Raw genomic sequence first — 21,850 nt, 5'->3', positions numbered from 1 at the left:
ATTCCTCTGGAGGCATCGACATGGGCATGTTGGGGAAGCTGGTGGCGGCGGCGCTGCCGGTATTGGCGCTCGCCGGCTGCGGCAGCCAGTCGCGCGACCAGATCAAGATCGTCGGCTCGTCGACGGTCTATCCGTTCACCACCGCCGTCGCTGAGCAGTTCGTCAACAAGCACTCGAACATGAAGGCCCCCGTGGTCGAATCGACCGGCACCGGCGCGGGCATCAAGCTGTTCTGCGCGGGCGTCGGCCCGCAGCATCCCGACATCCTCAACGCCTCGCGCCCGATGAAGAAGTCCGAATACGCGACGTGCCAGCAGAACGGCGTCGGCGAGATCATGGAGATCCAGATCGGCACCGACGGCATCGCGCTCGCCGAATCGAACAACGGCCCGAAGTTCAAGCTCACGCGCCAGGACGTCTATCTGGCGCTCGCCGCCAACCCCAGGGGCCAGAAGAACACCGCGAAGATGTGGAAGGACGTCAATCCGTCGCTGCCGGCGATCCCGATCCAGGTCTACGGCCCGCCATCGACCAGCGGCACGCGCGATGCGTTCGTCGAGCTGGTGATGGAGACCGGCTGCGAGGCCGCCATGCCCGAAGCCAAGGCGCTCAAGACCGGCGATCCCGACCGCTTCAAGGCGGTGTGCAGCACGATCCGCGACGACGGCCCCTATGTCGACAAGGGCGAGAACGACAATCTGATCGTCCAGAACCTCACCGCCAACCCGAACGCGGTCGGCATCTTCGGCTACAGCTATCTCGAGGAGAACGAGGACCGGCTGCACGGCGTGCCGCTGGAGGGGGTCGAGCCGACCTATGAGACGATCGCGATGGGCCGCTATCCGGGCGCGCGGCCGCTCTATCTCTATGTCAAGAAGGCGCATCTGAGGGCGGTTCCGGGCCTCAAGGAGTTCCTCGACGAATATGCCGAGGCGTGGAAGCCGAGCGGCCCGCTGGTCAAGCGCGGACTGATCGCGGCGACCAACACGGTCCGGCTGCATTCGCAGGACATCCTCAACAACGGCATTGCGCTCAACCCGGCGACGCTCCACTGAGACGGCAGCCGATCATCTTCATGCTCCGTCCGGGTTTCACCGTTTGAATCCTTATGCGCTCCTGTTCCTGGTCGCCGGACTCGGCCTGATCGGCTGGCTGACCGCCCGCGCCCGCGCGGCGCGCTTCGCCGGCGGGCCGGCACGGCCGCATTCGCTGCCGAGCCAGCACGGCAGCTATGTCGCGCTGTGGGTGGTGGTGCCGACGCTGGTCTTCATCGCCGTCTGGGCGGCGATCGAGCCGCAGATCGTCGCCGCGAGCGTGCTCGCCGATCCGGCCGCCGCCGCGCTGCCGCCGTTCGGCTTCGAGCGCGATTCGATCCTCGACGAGGCGCGGGCGCTCGCCAACGGGCACGCCTATGGCGCCTTCTTTCCGCTGTCCGAGCGGCTCGCGCCGCTGTTCGCCGCCGCGGAGCATCGCTACCGCTGGATCGCGACCGGCATCGCGGTGCTGCTCGCCTTCGCCGGCGGCGCCTATGCGCTGAGCCGGGTCGCCCCGGCCTTCCGTGCGCGCCAGCGGGTCGAGCGCACGATGATGCTGACCCTGCTGGTCGCCTCGCTGATCGCGATCCTGACCACGCTCGGCATCTTCGTGTCGCTGCTGTTCGAGAGCGCGCGCTTCTTCGCGGTGGTGCCGGTCACCGACTTCCTGTTCGGGCTGCACTGGAGCCCGCAGGTGATCCCGGCCAACGATCCCGGATCGGTGCTGGGCGCGGTGCCATTGTTCTGGGGCACCTTCTTCATCGGCGCGGTGATCGCGATGGTCGTCGCGATCCCGTTCGGGCTGATGAGCGCGATCTATCTCACCCAATATGCCGCGCCGGCGGTACGGCGGTGGATGAAGCCGATCCTGGAGATCCTCGCCGGCGTGCCGACCGTGGTCTACGGCTATTTCGCCGCGCTGACCGTGGGGCCGGCGATCCGCGATCTCGCGGTGATGCTGGGCATGACCTATGCCTCGTCGGAGAGCGCGCTGGCGGCGGGGCTGGTGATGGGCGTGATGATCATCCCGTTCGTCTCCTCGATGGCCGACGATTCGATCGCGGCAGTGCCGACGGCGATGCGCGACGGCAGCCTGGCGATGGGCGCCACCACCAGCGAGACGATCTCCCGCGTGCTGCTGCCCGCGGCGTTGCCGGGGGTGGTCGCAGGCATCCTGCTCGCGGTCAGCCGCGCGATCGGCGAGACGATGATCGTGGTGATGGCCGCCTCGGGCGCGGCGACGATCACGCTCAACCCGTTCGAGAGCGCGACCACCGTCACCAAGCAGATCGTCGACCTGCTGACCGGCGAGGCCGAGTTCGACAGCCCGAAGACGCTCGCCGCCTTCGCGCTGGGCCTCACGCTGTTCATCATCACCTTCCTGCTCAACATCGTCGCGCTGCGCGTGGTCAAGCGCTATCGGGAGGCCTATGAGTAGCGTGCTCGTCCCCGGCGCCCCGGCAGAGGGCCATGAGCCCGCGGCGCGCGTGCCGACCGACTGGCGCACCCAAGCGATGCAGCGGCGTCTGAGGCGGCGCTATGCCGCCGAGCGGCGGTTCCGGCTGCTCGGGCTCGGCGCGATCGTGCTGTCGGCGGCGTTCCTCGTCTATCTGCTGGCGACGATGATGGGGAGCGGCCTCCAAGGCTTCCAGCGCACCGAGGTCAAGCTGCCGATCGACTTCGCCGCGCTGAGCCTGCCGGTGACGCGCGAGCAGCTTTCGGGGCGCGGCGCCGACCTCGCCCTCGCCAGCGCGGGGCTGGAGGAGCAGGTCTCGGTGGCGGCGGTGAAGGCATTCGGCGCCGGCGCCGACGACTGGATCGCCGACAACGCCTGGACCACGGTGCGCGAGGCGGTGAAGGACGATCCGTCGCTGCTCAAGCGCAACGCGGTGATCGCCGTCCCCGCCTCGACCGAGATCGACGGCGCCGCGCGCGGATCGGGTCGTCCGGAGGCCGAGGCCGCCTATGCCAGGCTCGCGCAGGCCGATGCCGTGCGGAGCGGCTTCAACTGGGGCTTCCTCACCCGCGCCGATGCGACCGATCCGGGCGCGGTCGGCATCTGGGGGGCGCTCAAGGGATCGCTCCTGACCATGCTGGTGACGCTGCTGATCGCGTTCCCGGTCGGCGTGCTGACGGCGATCTATCTCGAGGAATATGCGGTCAAGAACCGCTGGACCGACCTGATCGAGGTGTCGATCAACAACCTCGCTGCGGTGCCGTCGATCATCTTCGGCCTGCTCGGGCTGGCGGTGTTCCTCGGCACGCTGGGCCTGCCGCGCTCGGCGCCGATCGTCGGCGGCATGACGCTGGCGCTGATGATCATGCCGGTGATCGTCATCGCCGGACGGAACGCGATCAAGGCGGTGCCGCCCTCGATCCGCGACGCCGCGCTCGGCATCGGCGCGAGCCGCATCCAGGTAGTGTTCCACCACGTCCTGCCGCTCGCGCTGCCCGGCATCCTCACCGGCACGATCATCGGCATGGCGCGCGCGCTCGGCGAGACCGCGCCGCTGCTGATGATCGGGATGCGCGCCTTCATCGCCCAGGCGCCGTCGGGCCTCACCGATCCGGCGACGGTGCTGCCGGTGCAGATCTTCCTGTGGTCGGACGAGGTCAGCCGCGGCTTCGTCGAGAAGACCAGCGCCGCGATCCTGGTGCTGCTGGTGTTCCTGCTGGCGATGAACAGCCTCGCCATCTACCTTCGCAACAAGTTCGAGACCCGCTGGTGACGACCGACACAACCGACACGCTCAAGATGGCCGCCCGCAACGTCAGCGTCTTCTACGGTGCCAAGCAGGCGGTGAGCGACGTGTCGATCGACATCGACATGGAGCATGTCACCGCCTTCATCGGCCCGTCGGGGTGCGGCAAGTCGACCTTCCTGCGCACGATGAACCGCATGAACGACACCATCCCCTCGGCGCGGGTCGAGGGGAGCATCACGCTCGACGGCGAGGACATCCATGCCTCGTCGATGGACGTGGTGCAGCTGCGCGCCCGCGTCGGCATGGTGTTCCAGAAGCCGAACCCCTTTCCCAAGTCGATCTACGAGAACGTCGCCTACGGCCCGCGCATCCACGGGCTCGCCGCGGGCAAGGCCGATCTCGACGCGATCGTGGAGCGCTCGCTCAAGCGCGCCGGCCTGTGGGACGAGGTCAAGGACCGGCTCCACGACAGCGGCACCGCGCTGTCGGGCGGCCAGCAGCAGCGGCTGTGCATCGCCCGCGCGATCGCGGTCGACCCCGAGGTGATTCTGATGGACGAGCCCTGCTCGGCGCTCGACCCGATCGCCACCGCCCGCATCGAGGAGCTGATCCACGAGCTGCGCGGCAACTATGCGATCGTGATCGTCACGCATAACATGCAGCAGGCCGCGCGCGTCTCGCAGCGCACTGCGTTCTTCCACCTGGGACAGCTCGTCGAGTATGGCGAGACCAGCGAGCTGTTCACCAATCCGCAGCAGCCGCGGACGAAGGATTATATTACGGGGCGTTATGGTTGAGTTCCCTGTCCCCGTCGAGGCCGAAGCGAGGCCAGGAGAGCGTTAAATGGCGACCGGCCACGAACATACCGTCAAGGCTTTCGACCAGGACATCGGCGAGCTGCGCGGGCTCATCAGCCAGATGGGCGGACTGGCCGAGCAGGCGATCGCCGACGCGATCACCGCGCTCCAGCGCAACGACACCGCGCTGGCAAGCGAGGTCCGCGCCAAGGACAAGAACCTCGACGCGCTGGAGGCCGAGGTCGAGAAGCTGGCGGTCCGCGTGATCGCGCTGAGGGCGCCGATGGCCGACGACCTGCGCGAGGTGATCGCCGCGCTCAAGATCGCCGCGGTGATCGAGCGGATCGGCGACTATGCCAAGAACATCGCCAAACGCGTCCCCGCGATCCATGGCGAGGACCGCATCGAGCCGATCTCGATCCTGCCGGCGATGGCCGGCCTCGCCGCCGACATGGTGCACGACGTGCTCGACGCCTTCTCCGCGCGCGACGCCGAGGCGGCGGTGCGCGTATGCGACCGCGACAGCGCGCTCGACGATTTCTACAACTCGATCTTCCGGGTGCTGGTCACCTACATGGTCGAGAACCCGCGCACGATCAGCCAGGTCGCGCACCTGCTGTTCGTCGCCAAGAACCTGGAGAGGATCGGCGACCACGCCACCAACATTGCCGAAATGGTCTATTTCGCCGCCACCGGACGCCATCTCGCCGACCGCGAGACCGGCGACGCTGCCGGCGTCTAGAAGAGCGGGAAACTGATATGAGCCGAGCCCGAATGCTGCTGGTCGAGGACGATCCGGCGCTTGCCGAACTCGTCACCTGGCACTTCCGCCGCGAGGATTTCGAGGTGCGCCAGACGCCCGACGGCGAGGAAGCGCTGCTGCTCGCCCGGGAGGCGACGCCCGACATCGTGCTGCTCGACTGGATGGTCGAGGGCCTGTCCGGCATCGAGGTGTGCCGGCGCCTGCGCCGCTCGCCCGACACCGCGAACGTGCCGATCATCATGCTGACCGCGCGTGGCGAGGAGGAGGACCGCGTGCGCGGCCTCGAAACCGGCGCGGACGACTATGTCACCAAGCCGTTCAGCCCGCGCGAGCTGGTCGCTCGCGTCAACGCGGTGCTGCGCCGCGTGCGCCCGGCGCTGGCGGGCGAGGCGCTGACCTATGCCGACATCGAGATGGACACCGTCGGCCACAAGGTCCGCCGCGGCGGCGACGTGGTGCCGCTCGGCCCGACCGAGTTCCGGCTGCTCAAGCATTTCCTCGAGCATCCCGGCTGGGTGTTCTCGCGCGAGCGGCTGCTCGACGCGGTATGGGGCCACGACAGCGACATCGAGAGCCGCACCGTCGACGTCCACATCCGGCGCCTGCGCAAGGCGATCAACGTCGGCGGCCGGCCCGACATCATCCGTACGGTCCGCTCCGCGGGATACGCGCTCGATTCGGGGGGGTAATTCCGGCCGTCATCCCGGCGAAAGCCGGAATCTCAGGCGAACATAGGGGCCCTGCCCTCGTGAGATCCCGGCTTTCGCCGGGATGACGGCTGAGAGGGGCGATCGCCTTCCGTCCCGCATGACAATTGCGTCATACGCGAAACGACTTCTGCCGATCTGCGTTAGCCCCTCGACGCACGCGCTTCGTGCGCCGTTTTCGAGGAGAGACTGATGAAGTCGATCATCGTGGCGGGGATGCTCGCCATCGCCGCTCCCGCCTTTGCGCAGGATCAGACGCAGACCACGCCGCCCGCCGACCAGACGACTGCGCCGGCCGGGCAGACTCAGGCCACGCCGCCGGCCGACACGACCACGGCGACGTCGACCACCGATGCGGCCGCGCCCGACCCGGCCGGCGGCTATCAGCCGAGCACGCCCGCCCTCCAGGGCACGCCGCAGCCGGGGGTGCAGCCCACCTTCCAGCCGGCGCCGCCGCCGGACCAGGCGTTCCCGCCGCCGGCGCCGCTCGCCAAATACCCGCCGTGCAAGAAGGGCCAGTACGACAATTGTATGCAGCGCGGCGGCCGCAAATAGCCCGCTTTCCGTTCACGTAAACTTGCTCTACAGCCTCCCCGGATCACGGATTCGGGGAGGCTTTTTCCATGTCCATTCGCTTCGACGGCAAGGTCGCGATCGTCACCGGCGCGGGCGGCGGCCTGGGGCGCGCCTATGCGCTGGAGCTCGCGCGGCGCGGTGCCAGGGTGGTGGTCAACGACCTCGGCGGCGCCCGCGACGGCACCGGCCATTCGGACGCCGCGCTCAAGGTGGTCGAGGAGATCAAGACCGCCGGCGGCGAGGCGATGTCGAACGGCGGCAGCGTCACCGAATATGGCCAGATGGTCGAGATGGTCGCCAAGGCCAGGGAAGCCTGGGGCGGCGTCCATATCCTGATCAACAACGCCGGCGTGCTGCGCGACAAGAGCTTCGCCAAGATGGAGCCGGAGGATTTCCGGTTCGTCGTCGACGTCCACCTCAACGGATCGGCCAACTGCACCAAGGCGGTGTGGGAGACGATGCGCGAGCAGAATTACGGCCGCATCCTGATGACCGCCTCTTCGACCGGCCTGTTCGGCAACTTCGGCCAGGCGAACTACGGCGCCGCCAAGCTCGGGCTCGCCGGCCTCACCAAGACGCTGTACCTCGAGGGCGCCAAGTACAACATCCGCGTCAACACCATCGCCCCGACCGCAGGCACGCGGATGACCGAGGACATCCTGCCGGGAGAGGCGTTCAAGCTGTTCGCGCCGGAAGCGGTGGCGCCGGCGGCGCTGTATCTGGTGAGCGAGGACGCGCCGACCAACATGATCGTCGGCGCCGGCGCCGGCGTGTTCCAGGCGGCTTACGTCACGCTGACCCAGGGCAAGCGCCTCCAGGGTGACGAACTGAGCCCCGAGGGCGTCGCCGCGCACTGGGCCGAGATCGTCGACCGCACCGGCGAGATGACCCCGCAGTCGGGCGCCGAACAGGCGATGTCGATCATGAAGCTGCTGCAGGGGTGATTCGCCATACTCAGCCCCTCCCCTTGAAGGGGAGGGGCTGAGGCATTCGCACCAACTGTATTGCGTAAGCAATACACCCCTGCTATCCTTCCTGGCGCGAGGGGGAGGAGCAGGCCATGTACAGCGAAACCGACCTGAACGGCGCGGTCGACGCGGGGGTGCTGACCCCCGAGGCGGCCGCGGCGTTCCGCAACCATGTCGCCGCGACCCGGCTCGCGCCGGCGGTCGACGAGGAGTCCTTCCGGCTACTCACCGGCTTCAACGACATCTTCGTCGCCATCGCGATCGCGCTGCTGCTGACCGCGGTGGCGTGGATCGGCGAGCGGGTCGCCGATCCGGCCGGCGGCGCGGCGGTGGCAGCGGTGTCCTGGGCTCTCGCCGAATATTTCACGCGCCGGCGCCGGATGGCGTTGCCGTCGATCCTGCTGCTGCTCACCTTCGTCGGCGGCGTCGCCGCGGCGCTGGTCGGCGTAATGACCGAGACCAATCCCGACCTGCCCGACCAGCTCGACATGACGATCCTCGCCGGCATCGCGCTGATGAGCGCCGGCGCGGCATGGCTGCACTGGCGCCGCTTCATGGTGCCGATCACCGTCGCCGCAGGCGGCGCGGCGCTGGTCGGGGTGGCGGTTGCGCTGTTCATGGCCGCGACCGGGGCGCGCGAGCAAGCGGTCTATCCGATGGTGCTGGTCGGCGGCGTCGCGATGTTCGCCTTCGCGATGTGGTGGGACATGAGCGACCGCGAGCGCCGCACCCGCCGCGCCGACGTCGCCTTCTGGCTGCACCTCGCCGCCGCGCCGATGATCGCGCATTCCGTGTTCCACTTGCTCGGCGTGTTCGACGAGACCATCGGGATCGGCACGGCGCTGGTGGTGCTGGCGCTATACGTCGCGTTCGGTTTCGTCGCGCTGGCGGTGGACCGGCGCGCGCTGCTCGTCTCCAGCCTCGCCTATGTGCTCTACGCGCTCTACGCGCTGTTCCAGAAAGCCGGCGCGGTCGAGCTGTCGGCGGCGTTCACCGCACTGGTGATCGGATCGGCGCTGCTGCTGCTCTCCGCCTTCTGGCACCCCGCGCGGCGGCTGGCGGTGTCCCTGCTCGGCGGCCTCGCCAAGCGGCTGCCGCCGGTGCAGCAGGTGATGGCGGCGTGATCCTAATAGCCCTCCCCCCAATGGGGAGAGGGAGCTAAGCCTCGACGATCTTGAGCAGCCGCCGCTCCACCGGCGCGAGCACCGGGCTCAGCTCATGACCCCGCTTCAGCACCATGCCGTGCTCCCCGACCAGCGCCCACATTCCCTGGCGATGGCGGAGCGCCGGGCGTTTCTCGATACGATATTCGGGCCGTTCGGCCGCACGGCGGAAGGCGGCGAACACCGCGGCCTCGTGGCCGAGCTGGATCGCATAGTCGCGCCAATGCCCCGCCGCGACCATCCGGCCGTAGAGATCGAGGATGCGGGTGAGCTCGAGCCGCTCGAAACCGATCTGCAGCGGGGTGCGGCCCGGCAGCGGGAAGGGCGTGACCGTCCCCATCAGGCGCGGTCGCGCTCCACCTCACGCTCGGCGAGCAGCGTGTCCAGCCGCTTGCGCAGCCCCTCCAGCTCGGCGCGCATCGCCTCCAGCCGCTGGCCGGCGGGGTCGCAGTCGCTGCTGCACGGGGTGCCGTAGGGCACGAACTCGCGCTGATAGGTACCGGCCTCGACCAGCGTCGGCTTGGCGGGGATGCCGACCATCACCGCGCCCGGCTGGACGTCGCGCGTGACCACGGCATTGGCGCCGATCCGCGCGCGCGGTCCGACCGTGATCGGTCCCAGCACCTGCGCGCCCGAGCCGATGATCGCGCCGTCGGCGATGGTCGGGTGGCGCTTGCCGGCGACGCCATTGTCCGGGCTGGTGCCGCCCAGCGTCACGCATTGGTAGATCGTGACGTCGTCGCCGATCTCCGCGGTCTCGCCGATCACGGTGAAGCCATGGTCGATGAAGAAGTTGCGGCCGATCCTGGCGCCCGGATGGATGTCGATCGCGGTCAGGAAGCGCGCATAATGATTGACCGCGCGCGCGAGGAAGAACAGCTCGCGGCGGTAGAGCGCATGGGCGATGCGGTGCATCCCGAGCGCGAGCACGCCCGGATAGAGCAGGATTTCCCAGCGTGACCGCGGCGCGGGATCACGCGCCTTGATCGAATCGAGATAGGCCACGAGCCTCGTGAACATCGGCGCGATCCCCTTGATCGGCTGCATGTAGGCTTCCACGCCGCCGAATTCCAGCGTCGGCAACTTTCGGTTTGGCGTGGTAAAACTCTATCTGTGTTGTGGGAGTTCGCCGCCGTAGCCATGTTCGCCGCCTCGTGAGCGGGAGACGTGCATGGGCGGTATCGATTGGTCGCAGATCCTGCCATTCATAGCGGTGGGCTTCGCGGCGCAGATCGTCGACGGCGCGCTCGGCATGGCTTTCGGGGTGATCAACTCGACCTTGATGGTGAGCGTGATGGGCGTCTCCCCCGCCCTCGCTTCGGCCAGCGTGCATGTGGTGGAGACCTTCACCACCGCCGCGTCCGGTATCAGCCATGTCGCGCATCGCAACGTCGACTGGCGACTGTTCCGGCGACTGGTGATTCCGGGCGTGATCGGCGGTGCGCTCGGCGCCTTCATGCTGTCCAACGTCGACGCCTCGGTCGCGCGGCCGTTCGTGATGGCCTATCTCGCGGCGATCGGCGTCTATCTGCTGATCCGCGCCTGGCGAGGACGGGTCGAGCCCAAACAACCAAAGGTGATCGAACCGCTGGGCCTCGTCGGCGGCTTCCTCGACGCGGCGGGCGGCGGAGGCTGGGGGCCGGTGGTGACGAGCAACCTGCTGATCCAGGGATCCACTCCCCGCATGACGATCGGCACGGTCAATACCGCCGAATTCTTCCTGACCTCGACCATCTCGGCGACCTTCCTCGTCGCGCTGGGGCCGGAGGCGTTCACGCTGCATACGGTGGGGCTGCTGATCGGCGGCGTCGCCGCGGCCCCCTTCGGCGGCTGGCTCGCCCGCCATGTGCCGGCGAGACCGATGATGGCGCTGGTCGGCACGCTGCTGACGATCATCAGCGCGTACAGCATCTATCGGGCGGTGATGTAGCCTAGAACTCCTCCCCGGCACGGGGAGGAGCTAAGATGGCAATCAATTCTCCCCGATTAATCGCCTCAATCGATCACACCGACCGAGGCTTCTCATTTTACCTCGGCCGCACGGTCCCTATATGCGGCAGTGCAGCGCCGCTTTGTGCCGCAACGCAAAACTGGAGAAAGAGACACATGTCGCTGATTGGTAGCACCATCAAGCCGTTCACCGCGCAGGCCTATAAGGAAGGCAAGTTCGTGACCGTCACCGACGCCGACGTGAAGGGCAAGTGGGCGGTGTTCTTCTTCTATCCGGCCGATTTCACCTTCGTCTGCCCGACCGAGCTCGAGGACCTGGCCGATATCTATCCGACTCTCCAGAAGATGGGCGTCGAGGTCTATTCGGTCTCGACCGACACGCATTTCAGCCATAAGGCGTGGCACGACACCTCGCCCGCGATCGGCAAGATCAACTATTACATGCTGGGCGACCAGAACCACGTCCTGTCGACCAACTTCGAGGTCCTGCGCGAGGGCCAGGGCCTGGCCGACCGCGGCACATTCGTGGTCGATCCGGAGGGCGTGATCCAGCTCGTCGAGATCACCAGCGAGGGCGTCGGCCGCAACGCGGCTGAGCTGTTGCGGAAGATCAAGGCGGCCCAGTATATTGCGGCGCACCCGGGCGAGGTCTGCCCGGCAAAGTGGGAAGAGGGCGAAGAGACCCTGGCCCCGTCGCTCGACCTCGTCGGCAAGATCTAAGTCGATCCGTCGAGACGGAAACAACGCCGGTGCTCCTGCGAAAGCAGGAGCCCAGGGGACTCACAGGCGGCCCGCTGGCGGCCTGAGCGCCTGCTTCCGCAGGAGCAGGTTTTCGTCTTTGGATCGGATTCAAGTTTGCCCAGCCCCCCCCTTGGGCGAACCGCGGCCCGGGGTGGAATGACCCTTCCGCCCCGGGCCGTTTTGTCTCTAGTTTCCGGAGGTATCCGATGCTCGACGCCAATCTCACGCAGCAGCTCAAGACCTATCTGGTCAACATCCGCGAGCCGATCGAGCTGGTCGCCAGCCTGGATGACGGCGCCAAATCGCGCGAGCTCGGCGAATTGCTGGACGAGATCGCCGCGCTGTCGGACAAGGTCGCGGTGGTCCGCGGCGGCGACGACGCGCGCCAGCCTAGCTTCCTGGTGCGCCGCCTGGGCACCGACATCGGCGTCCGCTTCGCCGGCATCCCGCTCGGGCACGAGTTCACCAGCCTCGTCCTCGCCCTCCTCCACGTCGGCGGGCATCCGTCGAAGGCTGCGCAGGAGGTGATCGAGCAGGTCAAAGCGCTCGACGGCGACTATCATTTCGAGACCTATTTCTCGCTGACCTGCCAGAACTGCCCGGACGTGGTGCAGGCGCTCAACCTGATGGCGGCGCTCAATTCCCGCATCACCCACACCGCGATCGACGGCGGCCTGTTCAAGGACGAGGTCGAGGCACGCCAGATCATGGCGGTGCCGACCGTGTTCCTCAACGGCGAGCCGTTCGGCCAGGGCCGCATGGAACTGGAGCAGATCGTCGCCAGGCTCGACAGCGGCGCCAACGAGCGCGCCGCGGAGGCGATCGCGAAGAAGGAGCCGTTCGACGTGCTGGTGGTGGGCGGCGGCCCCGCCGGCGCCGCGGCGGCGATCTATGCCGCGCGCAAGGGTATCCGCGTCGGCATCGCCGCGGAGCGGTTCGGCGGGCAGGTGCTCGACACCATGGCGATCGAGAACTTCATTTCCGTTCCCTACACCGAGGGACCGAAGCTCGCCGCGCATCTGGAGCAGCATGTCCGCGAGTACGACGTCGACATCATGAACCTGCAGCGCGCCGAGGCGCTGGTCCCGGCCGGCCATGAGGGCGGGCTGCATGAGGTGAAGCTTGCCAACGGCGCCTCGCTCAAGGCACGCACGGTGATCCTGTCGACCGGCGCGCGCTGGCGGACGATGAACGTGCCGGGCGAGGCCGAGTACCGCAACAAGGGCGTCGCCTATTGCCCGCATTGCGACGGCCCGCTGTTCAAGGGCAAGCGCGTCGCGGTGATCGGCGGCGGCAACTCGGGCGTCGAGGCGGCGATCGACCTCGCCGGCATCGTCGCGCACGTCACGCTGATCGAGTACGACAGCCGGCTGCGCGCCGACGCGGTGCTCCAGCGCAAGCTCGCCAGCCTGCCCAACGTCAGGATCGTCACCTCGGCGCTCACCACCGAGGTGCATGGCGACGGGCAGAAGGTGACCGGCCTCAGCTACAAGGACCGCAACCACGACACGATGCACCAGATCGAGCTGGAGGGCATCTTCGTGCAGATCGGGCTGGTGCCGAACACCGAATGGCTGAAGGACGCGGTGGCCCTCACTCCGCGCGGCGAGATCGAGATCGACCATCGCGGCGAGACCTCGCAGCCCGGCGTGTTCGCGGCGGGCGACGCCACCACCGAGCCCTACAAGCAGATCGTGATCGCGATGGGCGCCGGCTCGACCGCGGCGCTGTCGGCATTCGATTACCTGATCCGGCTGCCGGCGGAGCTGTCGGAAGCGGCATAAGCGTCTTCGCGCAACATTCAAGCACGTCGCACGGTCATGTTCTAAGCCCCTCCCCTTCAGGGGAGGGGTTGGGGTGGGGACGCGCCCAAGCGACAGAACCTGCCGCACTCCCCCGCCCCCAACCCCTCCCCTGAAGGGGAAGGGCTAAGTTGTTGAATGTTGATCGTCCCTAAAACTCCCGCGTCAGGCGCATCACGCGGCCGAGCACCTCGACCTCGGCCTTGTCGCGCAGCTCGTCGGGCCAGTCGGGATTGTCGCTGCTGATCCGCCAGTGCCGGCCCTCGCCCGCCAATCGCTTGACCCGCAGGGTATCGTCGACCCGGATCACCCAGATCGCCGCGCGCGCGCCCGGACGGCGCCGGCTGAGGTCGACGAGGATGCGGTCGCCGTCGTGCAGCGTCGGCGCCATCGAATCGCCGCTGACGGTGATCTCCGACGCATCCTCCGGCCGCACGCCCATGCGGGCCAGTTCCTCGGCCGGATAACGGGTCGGCCGCATCGCCTCGCCGTCGACCAGCCGTCCCGATCCGGCGGCGGCGCTCACCTCGATCCGCGGCACGGCGACGAGCTTGGTCGCCGGCCCGCCGAGCACCGCCTCGTCCACCCCGAAGAAGCGCGCGAGCCGCCCGCGATCCTCCTCCGGCAACAGCCTGGGCGTGCCGCGCTTCAGATACTGCTGCAGCCAGGCAGGGTTGCGGCGGAGCATCCGCGAGAGCGCGGAGAGGCTCGCGTCCCCCTCGACGATCAGCGCCTCCAGGACGCGGCGTTGCTCGGCTCCATCCACATCCGATCCATAGCGTAGGAAATTTCCTAGACAAGTTGGAAATTGCCGAACAGAACATATCAGGAACATAAACGAGCGAGTCGGAGGTATGGATCGTGGTGGACGTGCTGGCGCGGGTGCGCCGCTACATCAGGCAGACCGGTATGGCGCCAACCCAGTTCGGACGGAGGGCGGTCAACGATCCGCGGCTCGTCTCCGACCTTGTCAACGGCCGCGAGCCGAGGTCGGCGACGGTCGCGCGGATCGACGCCTATATCGCCGCGCATCCGGAGGGCCGGCCATGAGCCGGGGTCCGGACGCGGCGACGCTGCTCGAGCGCGCGCTGATCCAGGATGCAGGGCGCGCCGGCGTGCGCGCGCATGTCGCCGAGGCGCAATCGACGCGCTGGGCGAGCGCGACGTTCAGCGGCGCCCGGCATGTGCTGACGGTGATGGCCGGCGCGGGCGAAGCGGGCGGGCGCTGGCTCGCCGCCTTGCCCGAGGCCGAGCTGCCGCTGCGCGGCCATCTGGTCGCCGATCTGGCGGTCGTGCGCGAGCAGCGTTCGGCCGACCGGATCGAGGCGGTGATCGAGGCGCTGACGGTGGAGGAGCGATGAAACCCGCCAAAGTGAACGAAAGTGAACGAATGCGACGCGATTCCCTTCACTTTGGCTGCGGTGGCCGAGCCTGACCAACCAGAGCGAACCGTGCTCCTGCGAAGGCAGGTGCCCTGGATCATAGGTGCATCGGTTGCGGCCAGGGCTCCTGCCTTCGCAGGAGCACCGGTGCAGCTTCAAGCTGAGCAAACGCAACCGGCATCCCGAAGGGACGATCCTTCGCCTTACACCCTCACCGCCAGCCGGCGGAGCTCGTCGAGCGCGCGCTCCAGGCCCTGCAGCGACGTTTCGGCAGACCGTGCCGGCTCAGGCGCCGCCTCGGCACGGCGCGCGACGCCGTTTTCCAACCGGTCGAGCAGCGCCTGGATCGTTGCCTCGGTGCGCGGTGCGGCAAGCGGGCGCTCGTCGATCGGCAGCGGCGCCGGGCGGGCGAGCTCGAAAGTCTCGATCCGCTCGCCGGGCTGGAGCTCTGGCTTGCGATAGAGCGGCGCCACCGGCGGGACCGGCACCGCCGGCACGTCCGGGATCGCGCCCGGATCAAAGACGGAAAGCGGTGTCCCCAAGTCACACGGCAGATCGCGCTCAATCGGTGCCGGCGCCGGATCGACCCGCTCGGGCGGGAACGGCGGCGGGCCGAGGTCGCGCGTGGCGAGCAGCGGCGCGCGCGGCGGTGCATCGGGATGGGCGTCGGCACGGCGAAGCACGGGCACCGTCTCCTCGTCCGACGGCGGTCGCGCGGCCGGGCGCGGCCGCGGCAGCAGCGTCACCACCGCCCAGCCGACCGCGCCGGCAAAAGCGCCGCCCAGCATCGCCAGCAGCGTGCGCGCGGTGGGGCCGAGCGGCGGCTCAGCCGAAGGTACGAAGGCGGCGATGCCGCTGTCGGCCGCGGCCGATTCGAGGATGTGGGCGGGCAGCGCGACCATCGCGGCCGCGGCCGCGCCCGCCGCGACGATCGCAGCGAGCGCGGCCGGCGAAAGCGTCAGGCGCTGACGGAAGGAGAACGCGACCATGGCGCCTTCCTTGCCCCGGATTGAGTGATCTTTTGGTAAACGGGATCGTAGCGAGCCACATTGGCCGCCCAGTCGCGCTCCGATTCGACGAAGGCGCGGGCTCGCTCGCGGCGCGCCTCCCAGCCGGCGCGATCGGCGAACATCGCCGCCACCGCCGCGGCCAGCGCCGCGGGATCGCCGGCGGCGAACAGGGCGCCGGTATCGCCGTCGCGAATCAGCTCGCGGTGCCCGCCGACGTCGGACGCGGCGACCAGGCGGCGCTGCGCCATCGCTTCCAGCGGCTTCAAGGGCGTGACGAGATCGGTGAGTCGCATCGCCTTACGTGGATACACCAAGACGTCGATCAGACTGTAGTAGCGTTCGACCTCCCGGTGCGGCACCCGTCCGACGAAGCGGATCGCCTCGGCCGCGGGAGAGGCGGCGGCCTGCGCCCGCAATGCCTCCTCTTCCGGCCCGCCGCCGACGAGGACCAGCCTGAGCCCCGGCCGCGCCGCGACCAGCGCCGGCATCGCCGCGATCAGCGTGTCGAGTCCCTCGTAGTCGTAGAAGCTGCCGATGAAGCCGATCGTTTCCGCCCCGCCGACGCCCAGCTCCGCGGCCAGCGCCATATCCGGCGGAACCGGCGCGCCGAACAGCGTCATGTCGACGCCGTTGGGCGACACCATGATCTTGTCCGCCGCGATGCCGCGCTCCACCAGGTCGGAGCGCAGCCCTTCGCAGATCACCGCAACCGCATCGGCACGTCGCACCGCCCAGCTCTCCAGCGCCCTGGTCAGCCGATAGCGGAGCGATCCCTCGCTGCCGTTGCCGTTGCCGACCGCCGCATCCTCCCAGAAGGCGCGGATCTCATAGACCAGCGGCAGCCCCCGCCGTGCCTTGAGCGCCGCCAGCGCGTCGATCACCGGCGAATGGGCGTGGAGCACGTCGGGCCGGAAATCCTCGATCACCTCGCCGATCCGCCGCGCGAAGGCGGCGACCTCGCGCCATTCGCCGAGCGGAGTCGGCGCGGGCGCGAAGGCGGACGTGCGGAAGAAGCGGATGCCGTCGATCGTCACCTCGCCCGTCTCCCCGTCATGGTAGCGCGGGCCGGTGACGGCGGCGACCTCGTGCCCCCGCCGCATCTGCGCGGTCAGGATGGCGCGGGTGCGGAACGCATAGCCGCTGTGCAGCGGCAGGCCGTGATCGAGGACGTGGAGGATACGCATGACGGGGCTCCCCTGCCACGCGACTGTTTAACGGCGCGTCAACCGGCAGCGCTTAAGCGGATTTCAGGCGCCACTCCGGGGACGAGACGACGAGCCGATGATCGACAATTTCGCGCTCGCGCTGACCCACGGCCTGATGCTGATCGCCGCGATCCGGCTGTGGCGGCGGGACGATCTCGACCGCGAGTCGGGCCCGCAGGACGAGGCGACGGCGCCACGGGCGAAACGGTGGGGACGGCCCGGTGCGTGATCTCGTCTTCCTCGGTTTCATCGCGACGCTGCTCGGGATCGGCGTCAAGCGGCCGTTCCTGTTCGTGCTCGCCTATGTCTATATCGACACGCTGTCGCCGCAGCTGATGATGTACACGGCGCTGGGCTCGATCCCCTATTCGCTGATCACCGCCGCGCTCGCCGTGCTGTCGTTCGCCGCCGAGGACAAGCGCGACGTGCGCGTGGCGCCGCGCCAGGGTCTGATGTTCCTGCTGCTGCTCTACTGCTGGTACACCACGATCAACGCGGACTTCCCGGTCGAGGCGCAGTTCAAATGGGGATGGGTGTGGAAGGCGATCGCCTTCGGCATCTTCCTGCCGCTGACCCTGCGCACGCGGCTCAGGATCGAGGCGCTGCTGCTGTTCTCGCTGCTGTCGGTCGGCGCGATCGTCATCGTCGGCGGGATCAAGACGCTCGCCTCGGGCGGCGGCTATGGCGAACTCAACCTCATGGTCGCCAACAACACCGGGCTGTTCGAGGGCAGCATCATCTCGGCGGTGGCGATCGCGATCGTTCCGATCTTGCTGTGGTTCACCCGCCACGGCACCATCTTCCCGCCCGACTGGCGGGTGAAGCTGTTCTGCTACGCGCTCGTCTTCGCTTGCCTGCTGATGCCGATCGGCACCTCGGCGCGCACCGGCCTGCTCTGCGTCGCGCTGCTCGGCGTGCTGATGCTGCGCGACGTCAAGCGGCGGCTGCTCTACGTCGCCGGCATCGGCGTGCTGGGGCTGGCGGCGGTGCCGCTGCTCCCTTCCGCCTTCACCCAGCGCATGGAGACGATCCGCACCTATCAGGCCGACGCCTCGGCCTCGACCCGCCTCGCGGTGTGGAAGTGGACGCTCAACTATGTGCAGCGCAATCCCTTGGGCGGCGGGTTCGAGGCCTATCGCCAGAACCACATCCGCTACGACAAGGTCGCGGTCGAGAAGGACGGCAACAACGCCACCATCGAACGCTCGCTCGAGGTCGACAAGGCCCGCGCCTATCACAGCGCCTATTTCGAGATGCTGGGCGAGCAGGGCTATCCCGGCCTCGCGCTGTGGCTGCTGATCCAGCTGATCGGCCTCGTCCGCATGGAGGTGCTGCGCCGTCGCTATGCGAAGGCCGGGGGCGACGAGGCGTGGATCGCCCCGCTCGCCAGCGCGCTCCAGCACGCGCATCTCATCTACCTGCTCGGCGCCGCTTTCGTCGGTATCGCGCTCAATCCGTTCCTGTTCCTGCTGCTGGGCACCCAGATCGGCTTCGACACCTATGTCGGGCGAAAGCGGAGCGAGACGAGCTGGCGGCCGTTCCGCAAGCCGGGCACGGCCGCCGCCGCGGCGATCGCCTGATGGCGGGCCTGTTCCTCGTCCGCTCCGGCGATTCCGACTTCGCCGAGGTCGCGCTGACCGCAGCCCGTGCGCAATATGCGCGCCACGGCTTCGGTGAACCCGTCGCGGTCACGTTGCCCGGCTGGGAGCTGCTGCACTGGCCTTATGCGATCGGCGGGCCCGACTGCCTGCTGGTCGACGGCGAGGATTGCGTCGCGGTCGCAGGCACGATCACCGTCGACGGCCAGATGGGCCGGCCGGCGCTCGAGCGGCTGCGGGCGATGCCGCTGCCGGCGCCCGACTGGTCGCGCGTCGGCGGCCAGTTCGTCGCGCTGGTGCGGCGCGGCGGCCGCACCTTCCTGTTCGCCGACTATTTCGCCGCCTTCCAACTCTTCCACGACGCCGATCACCGGCTGTTCTCCACCTCGCTGCTCGCCGCCGCCGGGGCGCTGCCGCGCCTGAGCTTCGACGCGCAGGGCGTGTACGAGCTCGCCTTCAACGTCATGCCGATCGGCGACGATACGGTGTTCGCCGAGCTGAAGACGCTCGGCCCCGGGGCAGTCCTGGAGCTGACCGAGAGCGGCACGATCGCCCATCCTGCCGCAAAGCCGCTCCCGCACATCACGACGATGCCGATCGCCGAGCGGATCGAACGTCACCGCACGCGCTTGGCGGCGATCGTCGACGCCCATATCCGCCAGTTCGGCAACGCCGTGCATTGCCCCCTCTCGGGCGGCCTCGATTCGCGGCTGCTCCTCGGCGCCTTGCGCGCGGCAGGGTCACGGCCCGACGTCTACGTCTACGGCCCGCCCGGCGATGCTGACGTCGCCATCGCCCGCGCGATCGGCGCCGCCGAGGGCTTCCATGTCGAATGGATCAACAAGGCGGCCGAGCCGCTCGCGCCCGACGCCTTCGCCGAGCAGGTCGAGCGCAACTTCCACGCCTTCGACGGCCTGCCGACCTACGGCAACATCTTCGACAACGGCGGCAACCACGCTGCCCAGCAGGCGCGCCACGCCGGCGGCGCGCTCGCGGCGTCGGGCGGATGCGGCGAGATCTACCGCAATTTCTTCTACCTCCCCGACCGCCCGATCGGCGCGGCGGCGGTGGCGCGCACCTTCTACGCCCGCTTCGTGCGCGAGGACGCCACCGGGCAATTCGACGAGTCGGCATTCCTCCGCCGCGTCGCGGAGAAAATCGCGGACGCGGCGGGGGTCGCCGACGGCCCGCTCCCGCGTGGCCTCGTCGAGCACATCTACCCGCGCGTGCGCTGCCGCGCGCTGTTCGGTCGCGAGATCAGCCTGGAGGCGCGGCTCAGCCCCTATCTCATGCCGTTCCTCGACCATCAGGTGGTCGCCGAAGCGATGACGCTGCCGCTGGCGCTCAAGCACGCCGGCCGCTTCGAGGCGATGCTGCTCAACGCCATCGACCCGGCCCTGGCGCGGCACACCTCCGCCTACGGCCACGACTTCGCCGGCTCGCCGAGCCTCCGGCACCGCTTCGACGAATGGTCCTCGCGCATCCGGCCGATCTGGCTGCGCCGGCGCAGCTACGCGATCCAGCGACGCCTGCGCCCGCTCTCGGACGAGCACGGCGGGCTGCTCGGCGGCGATTACATGGGCCGGGTGATCGATCCCGCCTTCCCGGCGATGCGTCGCTACTTCCGGATGGACCGGGTCACCGACAGCGGCCTGTGGCGGCGGATCGCCAATCTCGAATATCTGGCGCAGCAGCTGGGCGCGCGGCTGGCGAGCTGAACGCAGGCCGTGCTCCTGCGAAAGCAGGAGTCCTGGACTGCCGCGAACAGCTTGCGGCCAGAGCTCCTGCTTTCGCAGGAGCGCCGCAGGCCGTTAGAAATACCGCGCACCTTCCGGCGCGATCCGCTCGGCGAGCTGGTTGTTCCGCACCGTCACCTTGTCGCCCGACCAGTTGCCGACGAGAGTGGTCTTCCACTTGAAGCCCTCGGCCAACCAGGCGCGGTTGTTCTCGACCACCAGCCCGGCGGACGAGTTCTTGATCCCCTCTGGCGCGACGGTGATCATCGTCGAGTAATTCTCCTTGTTCGGTCCGACCACGAAGCTGTTGCCCGCGATCCGGCCGGAGGCGCCGTTGGAGAGGTCGATCATATAGTTGGTCGCCTGCCCCCGGCTGTCGTCGAAGCTCGAATCGAGCACCTCGATCCTCGGCGCGCGGCTCTTGAGGTAATGGCCGCCGGTGCCGCGCTCGAAGCGCGAGCGGGTGACCTTCAGCGCGCCATATTCACCCACGTAGACAGCGTGCGCGCCGTTGCCGGTCGGGTCCTTGCCGAGTCCGGCGAAGGTCGAGCGGTCGATGGTGATGGTGCTCGCAGGATCGCTCGCCGACAGGATGCCGCACTGGCCGTCGATGAACATCGCGCCGGCGACGGTGAGGTTGCCCTTCTCGATACGGATGCCGGCGCCGTTCCCGTCGTTGACGTAGGTATGCATGAAGACGATGCCGTCCACCCGCGCGCTCGCGCCGCGCAGCACCAGGGTCGCCTTGCCCTCGCAGATCGCCCGCTCGAAGATAACCTTGCCCGGTACCTCGGCGACATAGGCGACGTTGCCCGAATCCTGGACGACGCACTCGTGATAGGTGCCGGGCGCGATGCGGATGGTGCCGTCCCCGCCCTGGAGCGAGGCCAGCGCCTCGTCGAAGCTGCGGAAGCTGCGGCCGGCCTCGACCACGGTGAACGGCGCACGTTCGCCTTGCGACATGGCCGGCGCGGCGAGCGTAACGACGGAAGCGAGCAGGAGCGGCAGGCGCATTGCGGATTCCCAAACGACGCGAGACTTGGATTGTCGCGCGCCGCCGTCCTAACGCCAATGCGTTATCGGCGAGTTAGAGCCGGGCCATCGTCCCGAATCGATACGTCGCTGCCCCTCAGGCTTCCACCTTCGCCAGCGCCGCGATCAACGCCTCGTTGAACGCCGGGATGTCGTCGGGCTTGCGGCTGGTGATGAGGTTATCGTCGACCACCACCTCGCGGTTCACCACCTCCGCCCCGGCATTGGCGAGGTCGGTGCGGATCGACGGCCAGCCCGTCACCGTCCGCCCGTCGAGCACGTCGGCTTCGGCGAGCAGCCACGGCGCATGGCAGATCGCCGCCACCGTCTTGCCGTCGTCGATGAACTCCTGGACGATCGCGACCGCCCGCTCGCTCATCCGGAGCTTGTCGGGATTGGCGACGCCGCCCGGCAGCACCAGCGCGTCGAAATCCTCGGTGTCGACCTCATCCACCGTCGTGTCGGGCGTGATCGCTTCGCCTTTCTCCCCGCCCTTCTCGCTCACGATCGGATCGGTCTTGAGCGATGCCAGCGTCACCCTGGCGCCCGCATCGAGCAGCGCCTGTCGGGGCTTCATCAGCTCGTCCTGTTCGAAGCCATCGGTGGCGACGATCAGCACGCGGGTGTCGGTGAAGGCGGGCATGATACTCTCCATGAAAACTGGCGAGCATCAAAACCACC

Annotated in this window: 24 protein-coding genes; 17 read left to right on the top strand and 7 right to left on the bottom strand. The window is 68.6% G+C overall.

Annotated elements, in window-relative coordinates:
- Positions 1-20: 20 nt before the first annotated feature.
- The 9 genes from ACMGER_RS16750 to ACMGER_RS16710 all read left to right on the top strand — a co-directional run bounded on the left by ACMGER_RS16750 (position 21) and on the right by ACMGER_RS16710 (position 8,674).
- Positions 21-1,055: a PstS family phosphate ABC transporter substrate-binding protein gene (locus ACMGER_RS16750; RefSeq protein ID WP_436813297.1), complete on the top strand. Its 1,035-nt coding sequence runs from the start codon at positions 21-23 to the stop codon at positions 1,053-1,055.
- Between the two features lie 43 nt (positions 1,056-1,098).
- The gene (pstC, locus tag ACMGER_RS16745) at positions 1,099-2,472 is read left to right on the top strand and encodes a phosphate ABC transporter permease subunit PstC (protein ID WP_436813296.1); all 1,374 of its coding nucleotides are present in this window, start codon (positions 1,099-1,101) and stop codon (positions 2,470-2,472) included.
- Complete coding sequence (gene pstA / locus ACMGER_RS16740; protein ID WP_436813295.1) at positions 2,465-3,763, top strand: phosphate ABC transporter permease PstA; 1,299 nt, start codon at positions 2,465-2,467, stop codon at positions 3,761-3,763. The genes pstC and pstA overlap by 8 nt, the downstream gene beginning before the upstream one ends.
- Before the next feature lie 26 nt (positions 3,764-3,789).
- Positions 3,790-4,536, top strand: coding sequence for a phosphate ABC transporter ATP-binding protein PstB (gene pstB / locus ACMGER_RS16735; protein WP_436813561.1), 747 nt, complete (start codon positions 3,790-3,792; stop codon positions 4,534-4,536).
- Positions 4,537-4,582: 46 nt separating this feature from the next.
- Entirely contained in the window at positions 4,583-5,278 is a 696-nt protein-coding gene (phoU, locus tag ACMGER_RS16730) for a phosphate signaling complex protein PhoU (protein ID WP_436813294.1), read from the top strand.
- A gap of 17 nt (positions 5,279-5,295) precedes the next feature.
- Positions 5,296-5,988 (top strand): phosphate regulon transcriptional regulator PhoB, encoded by a 693-nt coding sequence (gene phoB / locus ACMGER_RS16725; protein ID WP_436813293.1) that lies wholly within the window; start codon positions 5,296-5,298, stop codon positions 5,986-5,988.
- Between the two features lie 210 nt (positions 5,989-6,198).
- Entirely contained in the window at positions 6,199-6,561 is a 363-nt protein-coding gene (locus ACMGER_RS16720; protein WP_436813292.1) for a hypothetical protein, read from the top strand.
- A gap of 68 nt (positions 6,562-6,629) precedes the next feature.
- Complete coding sequence (locus ACMGER_RS16715) at positions 6,630-7,526, top strand: SDR family NAD(P)-dependent oxidoreductase (RefSeq protein ID WP_436813291.1); 897 nt, start codon at positions 6,630-6,632, stop codon at positions 7,524-7,526.
- Positions 7,527-7,642: 116 nt separating this feature from the next.
- Complete coding sequence (locus tag ACMGER_RS16710; protein ID WP_436813290.1) at positions 7,643-8,674, top strand: hypothetical protein; 1,032 nt, start codon at positions 7,643-7,645, stop codon at positions 8,672-8,674.
- A 34-nt stretch (positions 8,675-8,708) separates the two neighbouring features.
- On the opposite strand, the gene ACMGER_RS16705 is transcribed toward ACMGER_RS16710, so the two are convergent.
- Entirely contained in the window at positions 8,709-9,053 is a 345-nt protein-coding gene (locus ACMGER_RS16705; protein WP_436813289.1) for a DUF2794 domain-containing protein, read from the bottom strand.
- Positions 9,053-9,733, bottom strand: coding sequence for a serine O-acetyltransferase EpsC (epsC, locus tag ACMGER_RS16700; protein ID WP_436813288.1), 681 nt, complete (start codon positions 9,731-9,733; stop codon positions 9,053-9,055). The genes ACMGER_RS16705 and epsC overlap by 1 nt, the downstream gene beginning before the upstream one ends.
- A 151-nt stretch (positions 9,734-9,884) precedes the next feature.
- Here epsC and ACMGER_RS16695 point away from each other — a divergent pair, with 151 nt between their 5' ends.
- From ACMGER_RS16695 to ahpF, 3 genes are all read left to right on the top strand, one after another.
- On the top strand, positions 9,885-10,643 hold the full coding sequence (locus ACMGER_RS16695; protein WP_436813287.1) for a sulfite exporter TauE/SafE family protein: 759 nt from the start codon (positions 9,885-9,887) through the stop codon (positions 10,641-10,643).
- Between the two features lie 176 nt (positions 10,644-10,819).
- Positions 10,820-11,383 (top strand): alkyl hydroperoxide reductase subunit C, encoded by a 564-nt coding sequence (gene ahpC / locus ACMGER_RS16690; protein WP_436813286.1) that lies wholly within the window; start codon positions 10,820-10,822, stop codon positions 11,381-11,383.
- A gap of 227 nt (positions 11,384-11,610) precedes the next feature.
- Positions 11,611-13,188 (top strand): alkyl hydroperoxide reductase subunit F, encoded by a 1,578-nt coding sequence (gene ahpF / locus ACMGER_RS16685; RefSeq protein ID WP_436813285.1) that lies wholly within the window; start codon positions 11,611-11,613, stop codon positions 13,186-13,188.
- A 169-nt stretch (positions 13,189-13,357) separates the two neighbouring features.
- On the opposite strand, the gene ACMGER_RS16680 is transcribed toward ahpF, so the two are convergent.
- The gene (locus ACMGER_RS16680) at positions 13,358-13,972 is read right to left on the bottom strand and encodes a S24 family peptidase (protein ID WP_436813284.1); all 615 of its coding nucleotides are present in this window, start codon (positions 13,970-13,972) and stop codon (positions 13,358-13,360) included.
- A gap of 95 nt (positions 13,973-14,067) precedes the next feature.
- Between ACMGER_RS16680 and ACMGER_RS16675 the strand changes: the two genes are divergently transcribed.
- Both ACMGER_RS16675 and ACMGER_RS16670 read left to right on the top strand, forming a co-directional pair.
- Positions 14,068-14,256 (top strand): hypothetical protein, encoded by a 189-nt coding sequence (locus ACMGER_RS16675; RefSeq protein ID WP_436813283.1) that lies wholly within the window; start codon positions 14,068-14,070, stop codon positions 14,254-14,256.
- Complete coding sequence (locus ACMGER_RS16670; protein WP_436813282.1) at positions 14,253-14,567, top strand: hypothetical protein; 315 nt, start codon at positions 14,253-14,255, stop codon at positions 14,565-14,567. The genes ACMGER_RS16675 and ACMGER_RS16670 overlap by 4 nt, the downstream gene beginning before the upstream one ends.
- A gap of 224 nt (positions 14,568-14,791) precedes the next feature.
- On the opposite strand, the gene ACMGER_RS16665 is transcribed toward ACMGER_RS16670, so the two are convergent.
- Together ACMGER_RS16665 and ACMGER_RS16660 are read right to left on the bottom strand one after the other, a co-directional pair.
- Entirely contained in the window at positions 14,792-15,577 is a 786-nt protein-coding gene (locus ACMGER_RS16665) for a hypothetical protein (protein WP_436813281.1), read from the bottom strand.
- The gene (locus ACMGER_RS16660) at positions 15,547-16,782 is read right to left on the bottom strand and encodes a TIGR04063 family PEP-CTERM/XrtA system glycosyltransferase (protein ID WP_436813280.1); all 1,236 of its coding nucleotides are present in this window, start codon (positions 16,780-16,782) and stop codon (positions 15,547-15,549) included. Before ACMGER_RS16660 ends, ACMGER_RS16665 begins: the two co-directional genes overlap by 31 nt.
- Before the next feature lie 97 nt (positions 16,783-16,879).
- Between ACMGER_RS16660 and ACMGER_RS16655 the strand changes: the two genes are divergently transcribed.
- From ACMGER_RS16655 to ACMGER_RS16645, 3 genes are read left to right on the top strand one after another with little or no spacing between them, the layout of a single operon-like run.
- Positions 16,880-17,032, top strand: a complete 153-nt coding sequence (locus ACMGER_RS16655) for a hypothetical protein (RefSeq protein ID WP_436813279.1) — start codon at positions 16,880-16,882, stop codon at positions 17,030-17,032.
- Complete coding sequence (locus tag ACMGER_RS16650; RefSeq protein ID WP_436813278.1) at positions 17,025-18,383, top strand: DUF5935 domain-containing protein; 1,359 nt, start codon at positions 17,025-17,027, stop codon at positions 18,381-18,383. The genes ACMGER_RS16655 and ACMGER_RS16650 overlap by 8 nt, the downstream gene beginning before the upstream one ends.
- Positions 18,383-20,119 carry an asparagine synthetase B family protein gene (locus ACMGER_RS16645; RefSeq protein WP_436813277.1) on the top strand — a complete coding sequence of 579 codons (1,737 nt, stop codon included), beginning with the start codon at positions 18,383-18,385 and terminating at the stop codon, positions 20,117-20,119. Before ACMGER_RS16650 ends, ACMGER_RS16645 begins: the two co-directional genes overlap by 1 nt.
- 93 nt (positions 20,120-20,212) lie before the next feature.
- Here ACMGER_RS16645 and ACMGER_RS16640 read toward each other — a convergent pair whose 3' ends face one another.
- Both ACMGER_RS16640 and ACMGER_RS16635 read right to left on the bottom strand, forming a co-directional pair.
- Positions 20,213-21,151 (bottom strand): right-handed parallel beta-helix repeat-containing protein, encoded by a 939-nt coding sequence (locus ACMGER_RS16640; RefSeq protein ID WP_436813276.1) that lies wholly within the window; start codon positions 21,149-21,151, stop codon positions 20,213-20,215.
- A gap of 115 nt (positions 21,152-21,266) precedes the next feature.
- A complete protein-coding gene (locus ACMGER_RS16635) occupies positions 21,267-21,812 on the bottom strand; it encodes a DJ-1/PfpI/YhbO family deglycase/protease (protein WP_436813275.1) in 546 nt (181 codons plus the stop codon).
- Positions 21,813-21,850 lie beyond the last annotated feature (38 nt).

It is taken from the genome of Sphingomonas astragali, assembly GCF_051400615.1.
Taxonomy (GTDB): Bacteria; Pseudomonadota; Alphaproteobacteria; order Sphingomonadales; family Sphingomonadaceae; genus Sphingomonas.
The sequence above is the reverse complement of the archived record's forward strand: the minus strand, read 5'-3'. Positions and strand labels throughout refer to the sequence as shown.

Excerpts from the sequence above, each read along its gene's own strand:
- ACMGER_RS16665 (WP_436813281.1), bottom strand. The coding sequence starts at position 15,577 with ATGGTCGCGTTCTCCTTCCGTCAGCGCCTGACGCTTTCGCCGGCCGCG.
- ahpC (WP_436813286.1), top strand. The coding sequence starts at position 10,820 with ATGTCGCTGATTGGTAGCACCATCAAGCCGTTCACCGCGCAGGCCTAT.
- ahpF (WP_436813285.1), top strand. The coding sequence starts at position 11,611 with ATGCTCGACGCCAATCTCACGCAGCAGCTCAAGACCTATCTGGTCAAC.
- ACMGER_RS16695 (WP_436813287.1), top strand. The coding sequence starts at position 9,885 with ATGGGCGGTATCGATTGGTCGCAGATCCTGCCATTCATAGCGGTGGGC.
- pstA (WP_436813295.1), top strand. The coding sequence starts at position 2,465 with ATGAGTAGCGTGCTCGTCCCCGGCGCCCCGGCAGAGGGCCATGAGCCC.
- ACMGER_RS16645 (WP_436813277.1), top strand. The coding sequence starts at position 18,383 with ATGGCGGGCCTGTTCCTCGTCCGCTCCGGCGATTCCGACTTCGCCGAG.
- ACMGER_RS16710 (WP_436813290.1), top strand. The coding sequence starts at position 7,643 with ATGTACAGCGAAACCGACCTGAACGGCGCGGTCGACGCGGGGGTGCTG.
- ACMGER_RS16640 (WP_436813276.1), bottom strand. The coding sequence starts at position 21,151 with ATGCGCCTGCCGCTCCTGCTCGCTTCCGTCGTTACGCTCGCCGCGCCG.
- ACMGER_RS16705 (WP_436813289.1), bottom strand. The coding sequence starts at position 9,053 with ATGGGGACGGTCACGCCCTTCCCGCTGCCGGGCCGCACCCCGCTGCAG.
- ACMGER_RS16635 (WP_436813275.1), bottom strand. The coding sequence starts at position 21,812 with ATGCCCGCCTTCACCGACACCCGCGTGCTGATCGTCGCCACCGATGGC.
- ACMGER_RS16660 (WP_436813280.1), bottom strand. The coding sequence starts at position 16,782 with ATGCGTATCCTCCACGTCCTCGATCACGGCCTGCCGCTGCACAGCGGC.
- ACMGER_RS16720 (WP_436813292.1), top strand. The coding sequence starts at position 6,199 with ATGAAGTCGATCATCGTGGCGGGGATGCTCGCCATCGCCGCTCCCGCC.
- phoU (WP_436813294.1), top strand. The coding sequence starts at position 4,583 with ATGGCGACCGGCCACGAACATACCGTCAAGGCTTTCGACCAGGACATC.
- ACMGER_RS16655 (WP_436813279.1), top strand. The coding sequence starts at position 16,880 with ATGATCGACAATTTCGCGCTCGCGCTGACCCACGGCCTGATGCTGATC.
- ACMGER_RS16750 (WP_436813297.1), top strand. The coding sequence starts at position 21 with ATGGGCATGTTGGGGAAGCTGGTGGCGGCGGCGCTGCCGGTATTGGCG.
- pstB (WP_436813561.1), top strand. The coding sequence starts at position 3,790 with ATGGCCGCCCGCAACGTCAGCGTCTTCTACGGTGCCAAGCAGGCGGTG.
- ACMGER_RS16715 (WP_436813291.1), top strand. The coding sequence starts at position 6,630 with ATGTCCATTCGCTTCGACGGCAAGGTCGCGATCGTCACCGGCGCGGGC.
- phoB (WP_436813293.1), top strand. The coding sequence starts at position 5,296 with ATGAGCCGAGCCCGAATGCTGCTGGTCGAGGACGATCCGGCGCTTGCC.
- ACMGER_RS16670 (WP_436813282.1), top strand. The coding sequence starts at position 14,253 with ATGAGCCGGGGTCCGGACGCGGCGACGCTGCTCGAGCGCGCGCTGATC.
- epsC (WP_436813288.1), bottom strand. The coding sequence starts at position 9,733 with ATGTTCACGAGGCTCGTGGCCTATCTCGATTCGATCAAGGCGCGTGAT.